Genomic DNA, 15,099 nt, shown 5'->3' on the forward strand with positions numbered 1-15,099 from the left:
TTTTACCAATTCCAGAGATTAGAACCGACCCATTACTTGACCTCCTGCTGAGAATGCGATACCATTTAGTAAGAACAGGTCATTTGTGTCACGTCACGCCTTACTCTTTGGCCTTTTCAGCTGACTGAAATATGTATCATACAAACTTACCTTTATGATGTATTGGAGGCTGCCCCTATGGAAAAAATTAAAGTGCGTGATTCTGTTGGTGCCATTCTTATTCATGACATGACGCAAATTATCCCAGGTGTTATTAAAGGCCCTCGATTTCGCAAAGGACATGTTATAAGTGAAGAGGATATCCCTGTTCTCTTAAGTATGGGCAAAGAACATATTTACGTCTGGGATCAAAAGCCCGGCCTTATACATGAGAATGAAGCCGCGGAGCGATTAGCCCACGCAGTATCTGGTTCCGGATTAACCCTTGACGAGCCCAAAGAAGGAAAAATCACCCTAATGGCTGCCCACGATGGGCTTCTATACTCTTCAGTGGACGGTATTTTAGCGTTGAATACCATAGAAGGGGTCATTCTCTCTACACTTCACAATCATTACCCTGTGAAAAAAGGTGCCAAAGTCGCGGGAACCCGTGTTGTTCCTCTAATGATTGATGAGAAGGTAATTCTCGAAGCAGAGGAAATCGTCCAGACATTTACAACTCCTATTTTGGAAGTTAAGCCGCTAAAGCCTGCAAAGGTCGGCATTACGATAACCGGCAGCGAAGTTTTTCACGGACGAATTCAGGATAAATTCGGTCCAGTACTGCGCTCAAAAGTCGAAAATTGGGGTTCAACCGTCTTAGAGCAAACCTATGCCAGTGATGATGTATCCCTGATACAAGGCAGCATTCGTGATCAACTCGCTAAGGGAGCAGAAATGATCCTAGTTAGCGGCGGTATGTCTGTCGATCCTGATGATGTCACCCCGACAGCCATTAAAGAGATGGGAGCGGAACTGATCACTTATGGTGCGCCTGTTTTACCTGGTGCTATGTTTCTGCTTGCCTATATGGGAGATGTCCCCATTATGGGATTACCTGGATGCGTCATGTATTCTAAGACAACGGCCTTTGATTTAGTCGCTCCAAGATTGCTCACGGGAGAGAGATTGACACGCCATGACATTGTCAAACTTGGAAGTGGCGGACTTTGTCTCGACTGCCCGGTCTGCACCTATCCCCATTGTTCCTTTGGAAAATAATCAGTGAATATCGTTCAGCGAAAGTTGAGTATTCTAAAAGAATATTAAATGATTAATAACAAAAAGCTCGTTGGGAAAATTCCCCAGCGAGCTTTTTGTTTTAGTTAATAAATCCATATTTATTTTATTCTAGACTGAACGCCATTTACAGAGCATTTTTATAGATTTGAATTACTTGTTCAAGTGTCGCAGTACGAGGATTGGTGAATTGACAAGCGTCTAATTTGGCATTGCCAGCCATTAGTTTAAAGTCTTCTTCTTTGACATTCAGTTCTTTCAACCCGGAAGGAATTCCAACATCAGCAGACAATGTAGCAATTGCAGTTAAGCATTTTTCTGCTGCATCCCTGACAGAAAGTCCATCAATATTTTCTCCCATTGCCTCAGCGATTTCTGCAAAACGATCGAGATTTCCGATCATATTAAAGCGTGAGACGTGGGGAAGAAGAATTGCATTACATACCCCATGAGGTAAATTATAGAATCCACCTAATTGATGGGCCATTGCATGAACATAACCTAAACTAGCATTATTGAAGGCCATTCCAGCTAATAATTGGGCATAAGCCATTTTGTCGCGAGCCTCAAAATCATCACCATTTGCTACAGCACGACGCAGATATCTGGGGATTAGTTTAAATGCCATTAAGGCGGCCGAATCGGTCAGTGGTGTGGCGGCTGTAGATACATATGCCTCAACCGCATGAGTGAGCGCATCCATTCCGGTAGCAGCTGTCAAACTAGGAGGTTGTTTCATCATTAATAAGGGATCATTAATCGAAACATTAGGAGTTACGTGCCAATCAACGATAGCCATTTTAATATGTCGTGCCGCATCCGTGATAATACAGAATCTCGTCATTTCAGCTGCCGTACCAGCAGTGGTATTAATCGCAATCATTGGAGCCATAGGCAACGGAGATTTATCTACGCCTTCATAGTCATTAATCTTTCCGCCATTACCTGCAACAAGGCCAATCCCCTTGGCGCAGTCATGGGAAGATCCCCCGCCAACTGAAACGATCAGGTCACATCCTTCTTTAGTATAGATGTCAAACCCATCATGTACGTTTTTATCGGTTGGATTTGGTTCAGCACCACCATAAATTATAACTTTGACGCCTTCTTTTTCAATTATGTCAGCAATTTCCTGAGCCATACCCATTTTTTCGAGATAGGCATCGGTCACTAGCAGAACTTTTTTTCCACCCAGTAATTTTGCTTGCTTTCCTGTTTCTTGTGCTGCTCCAGCACCCATAAGGTTAACTGTAGGCATGAAATACCCATAAACTTGATGAACAATTGACATATTCGTTTGCCTCCTTCTTCTTGCGTTTGCTACGCTTGTCTTTAGAGTATTGCAAGACCCATGCCAATAATCTGAATATTTAATTTTGGCGGGACCTAGGCATTGATTCTTAAGAGTATTTAAGAGTATTATTAAAAATAGTCCTAATTTTATCCTAAATTAAAACTATTTACTGTTCTAATTTAACTCACTTTGTTCGGAACACAGTTAAATTTTGGAACACTTTTTGATAGTCGAATACAGATTAACAAATCGATGTTTAAACTAAGAATGGATTAAATTGTTTATGAACAATTTAATCCATTCTGTATAGATCCCGATTTATTATCATAGTTAAAATATTTCAATCGGTTCTGTGAACCCTCCTTGGTGATTAAATTAACACAACCATAATTTTGTTCAAGTCGAAAGACATTTTCTAAAGGTATCCCTAGTATATGGCATAAAATCACTCTATTTACCCCTGCATGCCCAACAATTAAAATTGTCCTTTCATTTGATTGGGTAAGTCTTTCAAAGGCTGGTATTACTCTTTTATGGCAGTCAGCAAAGCTTTCTCCCTTGGGAGGACTGTAATTCACGATATCCTCACCACGTTCTTTGAATTTTTTAGGATACTTAGCTTTAATTTCAAAGAAGGATTTTCCCTCCCAAGTGCCCATATGCAATTCCCGCAACTCCGCACAAGCAGTAGGAATAATAGGGTGGGCAGAGGCAATGATCTCCGCAGTTTGTTGGGCTCTTAATAAATCACTGCAATATATGTTATCTATAGGTACTCGGCTAAATATTTTCTTCAATAGGACGGCTTGTTCACGACCAAGGGCACTTAACGACAGATCAGACTGTCCAATATAGCGTTTCTCTTTTTCTAGTCCGATATCCCCGTGTCTGACTAAATAAATAAGCTTTCTAACCATGCTTTTTTATGCTCATTTTAGTTTACCGTTCTGATTCGACTCCCGCTGAACCTTAATCAGCTCACTAAGAATGCTTACGGCTAATTCCTCAGGAGTTTCTGCCCCTATCTTTAGACCGATTGGTGAATGCAGCCTTTGCAAGGCTTCACTGGGAATTCCTTCTTCCTCTAATTCTGTGAGCAAGGCTTTAACCCTCTTTCGGCTGCCGATCATGCCGATATAGGAGGCTGACTGATTAATTACTTTGCACAGACACATTTTGTCATAACGATGCCCACGAGTAATAATGACGACAAAAGTTTGCGGATTAATCGTTATTTCATCTAAGGCACGTTCAAAATCATCACATATGATCCTATCAGCTGTAGGAAAACGATTCGAATTGGCAAAGGAGCGACGATCATCAACCACCGTAACCTCATAGCCAACGATTTTGGCCATGGTGGCGAGGGGAAGTGCAATATGGCCTGCTCCTAAAATCAACAATTGGACAACCGTAGTTGGGGTCTCCACCAAAAACCGGAATGTTGCTTTGTTTACGGTGGTATCACACGGCTCAAACTCAGAATCTAAACTAACTAGGAGCGGCTGACACCGTTTACCCCCTAATTTAATGCTCTCCAGTCCCACTCTCGTGAGTTCTTCTAAACCCAGATCACCTGTTACCTCCCCGTTATTCTTAACGAACATTTTTCTGCCTGCTAATCGCCCTTCAGTTGCCTCAATCACCGTTACAAGAACAGGATTTGCAGCTTCATTGACAGCTGACAGATAATCCTTCATGAGACTGATCTGTTCCGCCGGGCTCTGAGAACCTAAATATTCAATGAACAATCCCATGATTCCTCCACAAACCATTCCCTCCTCCTGAGCAATGTCTGCGGTCATATTCAAATAATGAACTTTCGGAGCGTGAGATGTTAAAACATTAAGAGCCTCCCGCCGCCCCTCTGCTTCTCCACATCCTCCGCCGATGGTTCCCACAGTGGTTCCGTCAGCAAACACTAACATTTTAGCGCCAGGCTTACGGGGAGTTGACCCCAGCACACTTATAATTGTAATTAGAGCCACATCCAAATTTTTGTCACTCGCTTTTTTAAGTCCTTGGTACATTTCCTTTTCCATTAGCCTTGTCCCCCCAGATCAACCTTCCTTATTTCATGTAAAGGTATCTTAATAATTTGTTCTATTCTTGTCTGAATTCTTTCGGCGTTAATCAAACGTTGCCTAATTTTCTCCGTTACCTCTTGATCGTTCTTATACTGCTCTATGGGGCCGGAGAATCTAGCCTGGAGTGAACTAATCCTGTCATCTATGACAAGCTTATCGGCCAAATAGACGATTTCTTTTTCTGTTATGGAGGAGTCACCTGGGTTCAGACAAATATCCGTATGTTCTGCAACAATTTCTGCTACCTTTGGATAATTGACAAGCATTTTGGCTCCAACTTGGGCATGGTGAGGCTCACCCTTGGCCAAGTCATGTAACAGGGCAGCTGCCCTGATTAATTCGAGGTCCAGATTACTTCCGTACCTTATTAAATGGCTTCCCATGGCACTGCTTAACTCAGCTACCTGCTTGCAATGATTAAAGACCTTTACAGGCGTATCAGCATTTTTCAAGATTGAATAACACTCTTCTTCTGTGGGGACCCGGGTATCGGTATAACCACAGTACTTCAGCATCTGCCTGTAATCCTCCGGTGTATCCATGTCGAGCAAAATACCCGGATCATCAACCTCAACATTGATGGCATCATGTTCATACTGTTCCAATAAAGCTCTCATTCCCCCCGGTTTATCCCAAGACATTACCTTGTTCACATAGCGGCTGGAAATTAAGGGGGGATGTCCCCTCGTTCCCTGATAAGTTGGATAGATAATGCCTAACTCCGTTGTGAAGAACGTGCTCTGAAGCTTTTCCAAAGTCTCCCTGTTCACGATGGGATTATCGACGGGTAATAGGAAAAATCCTTTAACTTTTGGTAATAAACTTTTAACGCCCGCAATTACTGAAGAGAACATTCCTTCCGAAAAATTGGGGTTAACAATGGTCTGTACTCCTAATCTATCTAAAACCGGACACAATTCATTGGCCCGATGCCCAACCACCACTCGGATATCCTTAATCCTGCTTTTCAGAAAACTATTGACAGCTTTCTCTAAGACTGTGTCTCCCCCCAAGGATAAAAGTGGTTTAAAGCGTTTCATTCGAAAAGAGTATCCTGCGGCAACTATGATCGCTGCTAAGAAATCCTCACCTGGTTTGCTCTCTGGTTCAGCCAGCAATTTAGGCACTCCCTCTCTTGTCTTGAATCTGTCGTTTAGCTGTACTTTTTCTAACTGTCACTTCAGAGCTTGAGAATAGATAAAAGAGCACCCTCAAACTGCCACTCTCTTTGGCACCTCTTAGTACAGGGATTTTATCTAAAGCCAGTTGAACATTTCTTTTCGCTTCAAAGGAAACAGGTCCCTTTAGCTGAATATCGAGTTGTAAGTAGTTTGCTTTTTCTAGCAGGCTCTCTGTTAGGGACACCTCAAAATCAAGAACGTTATCAAGGGCAAACAAAACCTCATCAAAGTCTGCCATGGTTAAGAAATCGGCTGAAGTCAGATAAACCTTTTCTCTGGACTTTATTCGTTCCAGTCGCTTTAGTACCGTGTGGCAGGTACAAGGGCCTATCAGAAACCTAGAAATATCACCCGTACGATAACGAATTAAAGGCATAGCTGACCTGGTTAAAGTGCTAAAGACTATCTCGCCCAGTTGCCCATCCACAACCGGCAGCCCTGAACTGGGATCGATAATTTCGATAAAGAGATCTGCTTCCCTGAGGTGGTAACCACAGAAGCCCTCACATTCCAGTCCGCCTCCCAACCCCATCTCAGTCATGCCATAGTGATTAAACACCTTACACCCCCATGCCCTTTCGAGTTCTTGCACAATAGCCCAAGGTACATGGTCTGTACTTAATAAAACATTTCTCAAACTCAAAGAGGGAGCGTTGCCCTGGGAGTCTTTATACCTCGCTAAACTCAATACTTGAGTAGGTATCCCTACTAATACGTTGATATTGTCCCGTTTAATTTGTGCCAGGGTGGACTCTGGATTCGTAACCAGACCATGAGCAAATCCTGTTGCTCCTGCTCTTTCTAAACCTATACGCAATAAATCCCCGACACTTCCCGGTGTATCTCCGGGTAACATTATCAAAACCCTGTCCTCGGGCTTTACCAGGGTTAACATGCCATGGTGAAAAAAATCGATAGTCAATTCCTGATCCGCCTCAGTAAAGAACAGACGTTTAGGTTTACCCGTGGTACCGGAACTCTGCAAAGTGACAATCCTGTCGATCTCATTTTGAGGAACACACAAGAAATCGTGAGGATTATCCTTTAAATCTTCGGCTGAAGTAAAGGGCAGTTTTGAGATGTCTTGTAAACTTGACAGCTTACAATCTACTCCAGAGTACAAACGTTGATAAAATCGACTTTTACTGCTTACCAAGTTGAATGTTTCTTGAAGTTTGCCCAACTGATAGTCCTCAATCAACTTTCGGGTTAAGACGCCTGAACTTTCTCCGGTAATCTTGTGCTTTATCCAACCCTCCAGGGAGGTGGTTTTAATGCCCAAGCCTATCTCTCCCTTCGATAAATTGAGTGCCCAAACTTATCCGTGAGGTTATAGGCGCAAAAAGGAATTAACTTGCCTTCAGGGCTTACCACATGAATACAGCAATTCTTTAATCTGTCAATATCCAGATTCCACACGTCTTGAAAGGCCATACCGCTGATGGAAAAAGCATAGGTTTTTAGCTGTTGGATTAGATTATCCCATGAGTTATTAACGGGAGACTCAATTGTTAGCTTTTCTGCTCCTGACCACTGCCTGGCCACAAAGGTTCGTGTTTTTCTGGCTAATTCATCCGCTCGCTCCGGTCCGGCACAGCACGAATTATTGATAATTGCTTTCAAGCTGCCATCCTGTTGTCTCGTGAAGTTGCCGCTAAAAGAACAGCGTCCATTGTGAGGTTTCAGGTTGGCTGCTTTGATGAGTCCATCCGTCTGTTCCTCGATGGCTTGAATGACTTCGGGGAGTGTGATCCGGTCTTGATCCAGGGGTTCTTTAGGAATTCTCCCAAAATAACTGACAGGTTGAAAGTGCACCCCTCGGACTGCAGGAAGATTTTCCAGGGCAAACTTGATGATTCCTCCGATATTATGAGTGTTTATCCCCGGTATCAGGGTAGGTACTAACACAACCCCAATCCCATGTTGGGCACAGTTCTCTATCGCTTTGGCTTTAACCTCAAAGAGCCTGCGACCCCTGATTGCCTGATAAATCGAATCCTCTGTACCGTCAAATTGCAAAAACACGGAACTAAGACCAGCTTCCTTCAAGCGGCCCACAAAGCCAGGATCTTCCGCCAGTCGCAAGCCATTGGTGTTAAGCTGGATGAAGTTAAAACCCAATGTCCTTCCCATCTCCAGTATTGCCGGCAAGTCATTTCTGAGGGTTGGCTCACCGCCGGATAACTGAATATTGACAGGGCCGCTGGCAGCAAGGACGTTTTTGTACCACCCTTCTATGACCGCCAAGGAAGGTTCGTCGAGCTCAGTTCCTGCATTAGCAAAACAAAATCGGCAGTTTAAATTACAACGCTGGGTAACTTCTATTAAAGCTGTACAAGTCGTCTTGTAATGATCTTCACATAAGCCGCAATCAAAAGGACAACCTTTTTCAACCTTGGTAAAACACTCCTTGGGAGGGGTTGGAATCGTTGGTCTGACCCATAAATCCCATTGAGGGTTCCCCCGCCAAAGCAGAGTTCGATACTCCCCGTGTTCAGGGCATTGTTTCACCATATAAACCTTTTCTCCCTGAACCACTCTTTGCGCTGGAATCCTCTGCAAACATTCAGGACACAAACTCTCGGTACACGAACTCTCGGCCGTGGTAATCAAACATTTATCCATTATGTCCATATGCTATCCCTCTCTAACTGCAGTGATCATCCTTTTGGGCAATTAGTTGAAAATATCCCATCTTCGCCTGCTTTAACGCAACCTGAACCAGGCTGGGCTCAACCGAGTCTGCGCCAGAGCATGAGCATGAAGAGGTCTTAAGCCAAAACTGGGTCATTGAGCCATGGGCCATGATTAGATCAACCGTCAGCTGGGTCAATAGGTTAGTATGATCCGTCCAATCAACGATCTTAAACCCTTGTTCGACAAGCTTATTAACGAATTGCTCCTTGGGTAACGCTCTTCGGATACAAGAGTCAATCTTGAGCTCCCGAAGCCCTTGGAGACCCTCAGGATTGCGTGCATATACATCATTTACGAGCAACCATCCCCTCGGTTTAAGCACCCTAAAAATTTCGTTGAGAACTTGATCCAGGTCCTCCATCACAGACAAGGCACACTCAGCCAGCACCCCATCCATGTGGTTCACTGGAAAGGGCAGGTCTTCCCCCAGCCCTCGTATCAGGTTTAAGTCCGGATTCCTCTTCTTTCCGCTCTCTAGCAATACCTCTGAAGAATCCAACCCTATGGCTTGGAGCTGATACTGAGAAACTAAACGTTCTACCGTTGCACCGCTGCCGCACCCTACATCCAGGACCCGTGCTCCCGGGAGCAAGTCACATTTTCCGATTCCCAGGTCGGTTAAAGCAAACCCGCCCGGTCTCAAAGTATCCCCTGTGGTCTGACTCAGCAGGTCACTCTCATACAATTTAAACGTATCATTTTTCATAGTCTTTAATCCTCGTCCATCGACTCAGGGTCTTCGGCATAGACCGCTAAAATTTCATATACCTTACTAAAGGTGGTTGAAACAATATTGCCGCATTGTACAGGATACTCATTGCCCTCATCCAGAGAGTGATCTAAAATTCCTGAGCATTCGATACTCCCATGGGTTTCTTCAAACCACTCCAGTAAGACATTAATCATACGGTGAATTTTGGCGTGGCTGAATTCGCTGGCACTACCCTTCCCTGCGTTCAAACCTATTAAACATGCCCCCCCGGTTAGTGCACCACAGGTTTTCCCCGACCTGCCTATACCACCGCATAATCCTTGCATTGCTTTAATTAAGTCGGGGTTTTCCTTTCCTTGTTCATCTAAACCGAGAATTAACATTATCTGACTGCAGCAGAATCCCTGAGTGGCCAATTGAAAAAGGCGAAAGGCATCGACCGCCATCTTGCTCCCCCTCTACTTATCCTCAAGGCTTTGTTCTACTTCAAACATTTTGCCTAAAGCCAGCTCTTCAGTGATCAACACCAAGCCGCAATTAAGGCATTTTAATTCTTCAACTCTAAGATCATTTCCTAGATAGGTTATTTTTACCGTACCATGCTTTAGTTCACCACCACATTTTCCGCACTTCCATACAGGTTTGGGCGGCAGATTTGCTGTCTTATTCATGGCTTCACTTCCTCAACAATTTCCATCCGGTGGCTATAGGCGTTCAAGACTACAAAACCATCCTCTTGAGGTTGGTATTCAACCCAATATGTCACTCTGGCCGGGCGAAAATAGGCTAAATAGTTGCCGTTATCCGGATTGATAAATTTGCTTCCCGTGCCTTCCGCATGTTCTATTACCTGCTGAACATCTTCGATCAAAATTAGTCTTTCTTCCATAAGCTTACTTATTTCTTCATTGCATATTATTTTTATAGTCCTATAACCCCTTTCCCTTTCCTGCGGCGTTTGCCAGAACTTATGCAGTAACGTTCTTTTGAGTCTTGCCCGATGCTCATGCCGTTGAGAAAATCCCGAATCAGGTCTGGTGGCAGCATTTTGCAGATCATCAGCAAAAATGAGATCTAATAAATGTAGTGTACGCTTACCATGAGCAGCAAATCTATCTCTACACATGGCACAGTAGGCTACATAGTCCGCTGTGCTTTCTTTTATCCTATTTTCAACGATCTGCTGCGCAAGTCCCGGATTGGCGAAGGCTGTTAGGCCGCCAAAGCCGCAACACTTGGTTAGTTCTTTACTATAAGGCAATTCTTCAATTTCACAACCTAGCCTGAGTAAGATATGGCGAACTGCTTCATGTATTCCTTGTTCGTATCTGGTAGTACAGGGATCCTGTACAGCTACTTTACCGTAATTAGCACCGGCCCCTTGAATGGGTAAATCCATATCTTTTATTAGTTCCCAAAGAGAGACAACTCCGGGTAATTTTTCTCGAAACATACTGTGACAGGTAGAACAGGCTACGATCAGCTGCGGTTTACCCAAGCTCTCCCATTCCGCAACCATCTCCTCGAAGCTGGTTTGAAACTGTCCCTGATTACCACCCCAATGCGCAGGAGCGCCGCAGCAGCGCAACATCAGCCCTACTCCTCCGGCAAGCTGTTCTGTTAAATAGGCATATACTTTTTCCACATGTTCCGGAGATGAGCCGCTCAATTGACAGCCTGGAAAGAAAACGTATTTGCTGGAATTGAACCCTGGTTGATGTCTAGTCAAAGCAAATTGTTCGCTGTTACTAAAAGCCATATCCCGCAGGGCAAAATCATGGGCTGAGGGAGGCATTTTCCCTCTCCTAACCATACTTTCCCGGGATGCAAGACAAACCTGTCCCATGTCTAGATCATTCGGACATACTTCAGCGCACAACCCACACTGCGTGCAGGAATTAATCATCTTGTTGGCGTGGCGTGTGCCCATGACAATAGATTCGTTATTGTATATTTCCCGCAAATATTTTTTGGGATAACCACCATAGGACTCCAAATATTTGCAGGCTTTTACACATTCAAGGCATTGACAATTTAAGCACCTACCGGCTTCCCGGACAGCTTCTTCGCCAGTGTAACCCCCGGATTCATGACTCATGGGTACAGCAGGCAGGGATGGGATTTTGTTCACGTTGACGAATAGTTTCGATTCGAAGGCCCCTTCGCGATCGCGGGAGGCAGTTAGAGAGGCTCCTTGCAGGTACCTGTCGATAGATACTGCACCTCTCCGGCCATCAGCAACAGCATTGATTGGAGAATTATTGCCAAGCTGTCCACCAGCAAATACACCTGCTATTGGCGTAGTGCAGCTTATCGGGTCAACTGTGCTATTCTCACCCAACAGTTCCAAGGCGTCTTCAGATTGTGCAGCAAAGCCAATATATAAAGCATCAAACCGTTCTTTTAGTTGAGACAAATCCTGTCGGGTTATTACTGTATTACTCTCAATTGTCACATTTGGACGATTCAAAACTGAAAGTTCGTTCGCAATTACCTGAGCTGGAAGTTGTTGCTCCGGATGTTTCCACAAGTTTCCGCCCAAGCGATCTGATTTTTCAAACAAAGTAACGATGTACCCTTTTCGTGCTAGGTCATAGGCTGTAGTCAGGCCTCTTAACCCACTGCCAACCACCGCAACGGTCTGGCTTTTAGGGGGAACAGCTCCGACAGTGGCAATTTTGGGAGCATGGTTTTCCAGACAGAATCTTTCTAAGTTAGAAATAGCTACGGTTGCTCCAACATCTTTACGTTTACACACATCCTCACAGGGATGGTCACAAATCCTGCTAATGATTCCCGGAAAAGGCTGTTTCTGCTGTAGTATTGATGCGGCGCTTTTCCAGTCTTGATTTTGAATGGCCAGCATCAGCTTACGAACATCTACATGGATTGGACACCCAGCTGTACAAGCGGGAGGATTTTCTTGGCTGCACTTACTTTCTAGCCTTCTCAGTTCAACCTGATCCATAGCAGCACCAACTTCTTTATAAATATTTGCTCTGTGGGTAACCACAGGGAACCTAAACTTGTGTAAACATTTTTTGGTCCCCTGTGGTAAAACTAATTATTACTGAGCCTTTAGTCCGGCAAGTACTTTTTCTGGCAGGGCTGGTAACTTGGTAATCCTTACCCCGCAGGCATTTGTAATTGCATTAATGATGGAAGCATGAGGAGAGGTCAGCGGTGCTTCACCAGCACCAGAAGCTCCGAAGGGACCATGTTCTCTTGGAGTCATCACATAATCGACGACAAGTTTGTCAGGTGCGTCTTTAATGAAGGGCAGACCGCAACTAACCAGATCGATATGCTTTTTAAGATCTTCGAAATCTTCGCTGAGGGCCAAGCCAATACCTTGTACCATTCCGCCAAACATTTGCCCGTCAACGACTAGCTTATTAGCAAGGGTGCCAACATCAAATATTCCGTTCATGCCAAGAACCTTGGTTTTACCTGTCTTGACATCCACTTCCACTTCAGAGAGGAACGCTGCATACATATAAGTGGTGAAAGGGACTCCTTGTCCGGTTTCGAGGTCACAACCATTATACCCGGCTGGAGTGCTATATTTGCCTACAAAGTGGGTTGGTAACCCTGCTGCAACCTGTTCTGCATAGGTACGGTAAGTTCCATCGGGTTTTTGAATTGCTTTTAACAGTTCTTCGCAAGCAATTTTGATGGCATTGCCGGTCATTACTTGCGAGCGGCTGCCACCGGCAGGTCCGCTGGCTGGAACTTTAGAGGTGTCATTCATGACCAATTTGATTTGTTCAGGTTTAATTCCCAAGGGAAGCAACGCCTCATGGGAAGTAGCCAGTGTCCCCATGTCCGCACCTTGGCCGTGATCTTCCCAACCGTTGAAAATTGTGACACCGGTTTCCGTATAATCAGCCCAAGCCTCTGAACCGTCGGGGTTATCCAGACCGGCACCGTAGACGCCGAGAGAGATGCCGGCGCCGCGTTTCTTGTCGGCAGTGGATTCAGCTTCGGCCTTTTTCTTAGCTGCATCATAGAGAGGCTTAAGTTTATCCATTATCTCCACCATACTGTGTACGTCAGGCTCACTGCCGGTAGGAGTAGTATCTCCGGGTCTGTATACGTTTTTGTAACGCAGCTCAAAGGGATCCATCCCTAGTTTTTCCGCCAGTTCATCCATCAATACCTCGGTTGCAAACAGGCTCTGCGGAGATCCGTAACCCCGGAAAGCCGAACCCCAAGCATGGTTTGTGCAGACTGTGCGGCCATTGCTGCGAATATTGGGAATCATATAACCGGCACCAATGAATTGGCTGCCCCTCAGGGTAACCAGATCGCCAAACTCGGAATAAGGACCATGATCGCAGCTCCAATCGGCTTCCATGGCAACCAGTTTACCTTCTTTAGTAGCCCCGTATTTAAGATTGATAAAGAACGGTGAACGTTTCCCTGTGTAAGTAATTTGTTGATAGTAGTCAAACTCCAGGAATACAGGTTTACCTGTAGCTATCGCAGCTACTCCAAGTAAGGCTTCTATGGTTGGGCTGAACTTATAACCAAAGGTTCCGCCAGAGGGATTTTGTACGATAACCAATTTGTCTAGTTCCAGTCCGAGCCCCGGGGCAATCATAGCCTGATGGAGATGAATGCCGATGCTTTTGGAATGAATCACTACGCGGTCCTCTTCATCAATAAAGGCAAAACCAACGTCAGGCTCGATGGGCAGGTGGGGCTGGCGTCCTACATAAAAGTCGTCTTGAACAACTATATCTGCTTTTTCCATCAGAGGAGCTGTTTCCTCGCCTTTAATCACCTTGGTTTCCCAATAAACGTTAGGAGTTCCGGGATGAATCTCGATAGCATCGTCTGCCATGGCTGCCGGGGCACTCATGTAGGCAGGGAGAATTTCCAACTCTACCTTAACTTTGTCAACTGCAGCTTGAGCATGCTCAGCGGTATCGGCTGCTACAATGGCGATGGCGTCACCAAATTGGAACACTTTTTCGTCGCAAAGGATCGGCCTGTCCCAACCATCCCCTTTGTTATTCGGGAAGGTGATTAAGCCGGTAATCCGGTTTTTGCCTTTGACATCTTTATGGGTGATAACTTTATATACACCAGGCATTTTTTCAGCTTCAGAGGTATCGATAGATATAATATTGGCATGAGAAACCTTGGCCTGAACCAGTTTTAACTGCAAAGTACCACAAGGCATTTTAACCCCTAAATCTGCGCCAAAGTCACAAGTACCGGTAACCTTGGCCAAAGCGGATGGACGAATGTAATTGCTTCCCCAGATGGAGCCACTGGGCGGCAGTTTTTCCCATAGGTCTTCGGTCTTCATCTCGCCGCGAATCAACTTGGCTGCAGTCATAACCGCATCAACCAGGGGTTTGTAGCCTGTGCAACGGCAGGCATTTCTGTGTTTTTGGAACCAGTCGCGGACGTCTTCTCTTGTAGGATTGCTATTATCATCTAAGAGTTGTTTAGCAGAAACAATAAATCCGGGACTGCAGAAACCGCATTGAGCAGCCCCATGGACCATCCAGGCCAGCTGTACGGGATGTAAGTTCTTCTTGGTACCTACGCCTTCAATCGTAGTAATCTGAGCATCATCAGCTACTCTTTTCATTTTTGTAACACAAGACCGAATGACTTTTCCATCCACAATGACAGAACAGGCACCGCATTGAGCTTTTCCGCATCCAATTTTCGTTCCGGTCATGTGCAGTTGCCCACGCAACACATTGGCTAGGGTAACTTCACCATCTACTATCAATGTCTGAGGGACACCGTTAATAATGACATGTTTTTTAATCAATCTTTTTCTCTCCTTTTCTGAATCACATTTACTCTCTGTTCTGGTTACTTCATTAAGTCTATCGAGTTATTGTCTTGTCGAATTTCCAAACCTCCATTTCTTTTTCTCTTGTCATT

General features: G+C 44.8%; 12 protein-coding genes. 1 reads left to right on the plus strand and 11 read right to left on the minus strand.

Translation table 11 applies throughout. The features are described from left to right. Positions 1–177: 177 nt before the first annotated feature. On the plus strand, positions 178–1,200 hold the full coding sequence (locus BUB11_RS10105; RefSeq protein WP_073029630.1) for a molybdopterin-binding protein: 1,023 nt from the start codon (positions 178–180) through the stop codon (positions 1,198–1,200). A gap of 145 nt (positions 1,201–1,345) precedes the next feature. Here the strand turns inward: BUB11_RS10105 and BUB11_RS10110 are convergent, their stop codons facing one another. The 11 genes from BUB11_RS10110 to BUB11_RS10160 all read right to left on the minus strand — a co-directional run bounded on the left by BUB11_RS10110 (position 1,346) and on the right by BUB11_RS10160 (position 14,983). Next, positions 1,346–2,509 carry an iron-containing alcohol dehydrogenase gene (locus BUB11_RS10110; protein WP_073029631.1) on the minus strand — a complete coding sequence of 388 codons (1,164 nt, stop codon included), beginning with the start codon at positions 2,507–2,509 and terminating at the stop codon, positions 1,346–1,348. Between the two features lie 284 nt (positions 2,510–2,793). Next, positions 2,794–3,429 (minus strand): alpha-ribazole phosphatase, encoded by a 636-nt coding sequence (gene cobC / locus BUB11_RS10115; RefSeq protein WP_073029632.1) that lies wholly within the window; start codon positions 3,427–3,429, stop codon positions 2,794–2,796. A gap of 12 nt (positions 3,430–3,441) precedes the next feature. Further along, positions 3,442–4,554 (minus strand): XdhC family protein, encoded by a 1,113-nt coding sequence (locus BUB11_RS10120; RefSeq protein ID WP_073029633.1) that lies wholly within the window; start codon positions 4,552–4,554, stop codon positions 3,442–3,444. Further along, the gene (locus tag BUB11_RS10125; protein ID WP_084110234.1) at positions 4,554–5,717 is read right to left on the minus strand and encodes a DVU_1551 family NTP transferase; all 1,164 of its coding nucleotides are present in this window, start codon (positions 5,715–5,717) and stop codon (positions 4,554–4,556) included. The genes BUB11_RS10120 and BUB11_RS10125 overlap by 1 nt, the downstream gene beginning before the upstream one ends. 1 nt (position 5,718) lies before the next feature. Beyond that, positions 5,719–7,062, minus strand: coding sequence for a DVU_1553 family AMP-dependent CoA ligase (locus BUB11_RS10130; RefSeq protein ID WP_073029635.1), 1,344 nt, complete (start codon positions 7,060–7,062; stop codon positions 5,719–5,721). Positions 7,063–7,064: 2 nt separating this feature from the next. Next, on the minus strand, positions 7,065–8,414 hold the full coding sequence (trsS, locus tag BUB11_RS10135) for a radical SAM (seleno)protein TrsS (protein WP_073029636.1): 1,350 nt from the start codon (positions 8,412–8,414) through the stop codon (positions 7,065–7,067). A 13-nt stretch (positions 8,415–8,427) separates the two neighbouring features. Continuing rightward, the gene (trsM, locus tag BUB11_RS10140; protein ID WP_073029637.1) at positions 8,428–9,183 is read right to left on the minus strand and encodes a DVU_1556 family methyltransferase; all 756 of its coding nucleotides are present in this window, start codon (positions 9,181–9,183) and stop codon (positions 8,428–8,430) included. Between the two features lie 5 nt (positions 9,184–9,188). Next, entirely contained in the window at positions 9,189–9,635 is a 447-nt protein-coding gene (locus BUB11_RS10145) for a DVU_1555 family C-GCAxxG-C-C protein (RefSeq protein ID WP_073029638.1), read from the minus strand. Positions 9,636–9,647: 12 nt separating this feature from the next. Continuing rightward, a complete protein-coding gene (locus BUB11_RS10150) occupies positions 9,648–9,860 on the minus strand; it encodes a DVU_1557 family redox protein (protein WP_073029639.1) in 213 nt (70 codons plus the stop codon). Further along, positions 9,857–12,202, minus strand: coding sequence for a pyridine nucleotide-disulfide oxidoreductase/dicluster-binding protein (locus BUB11_RS10155; RefSeq protein WP_073029640.1), 2,346 nt, complete (start codon positions 12,200–12,202; stop codon positions 9,857–9,859). The genes BUB11_RS10150 and BUB11_RS10155 overlap by 4 nt, the downstream gene beginning before the upstream one ends. Before the next feature lie 54 nt (positions 12,203–12,256). Then, entirely contained in the window at positions 12,257–14,983 is a 2,727-nt protein-coding gene (locus BUB11_RS10160; protein WP_073029641.1) for a molybdopterin-dependent aldehyde oxidoreductase, read from the minus strand. Positions 14,984–15,099 lie beyond the last annotated feature (116 nt).

Source organism: Desulfosporosinus lacus DSM 15449 (assembly GCF_900129935.1).
Lineage (GTDB): Bacteria > Bacillota > Desulfitobacteriia > Desulfitobacteriales > Desulfitobacteriaceae > Desulfosporosinus > Desulfosporosinus lacus.

Bases quoted from the DNA above. Each gene is read 5' to 3' on its own strand.
- trsS (WP_073029636.1), bottom strand. From the start codon at position 8,414: ATGGACATAATGGATAAATGTTTGATTACCACGGCCGAGAGTTCGTGT.
- BUB11_RS10105 (WP_073029630.1), top strand. From the start codon at position 178: ATGGAAAAAATTAAAGTGCGTGATTCTGTTGGTGCCATTCTTATTCAT.
- BUB11_RS10120 (WP_073029633.1), bottom strand. From the start codon at position 4,554: ATGGAAAAGGAAATGTACCAAGGACTTAAAAAAGCGAGTGACAAAAAT.
- cobC (WP_073029632.1), bottom strand. From the start codon at position 3,429: ATGGTTAGAAAGCTTATTTATTTAGTCAGACACGGGGATATCGGACTA.
- BUB11_RS10150 (WP_073029639.1), bottom strand. From the start codon at position 9,860: ATGAATAAGACAGCAAATCTGCCGCCCAAACCTGTATGGAAGTGCGGA.
- BUB11_RS10145 (WP_073029638.1), bottom strand. From the start codon at position 9,635: ATGGCGGTCGATGCCTTTCGCCTTTTTCAATTGGCCACTCAGGGATTC.
- BUB11_RS10110 (WP_073029631.1), bottom strand. From the start codon at position 2,509: ATGTCAATTGTTCATCAAGTTTATGGGTATTTCATGCCTACAGTTAAC.
- trsM (WP_073029637.1), bottom strand. From the start codon at position 9,183: ATGAAAAATGATACGTTTAAATTGTATGAGAGTGACCTGCTGAGTCAG.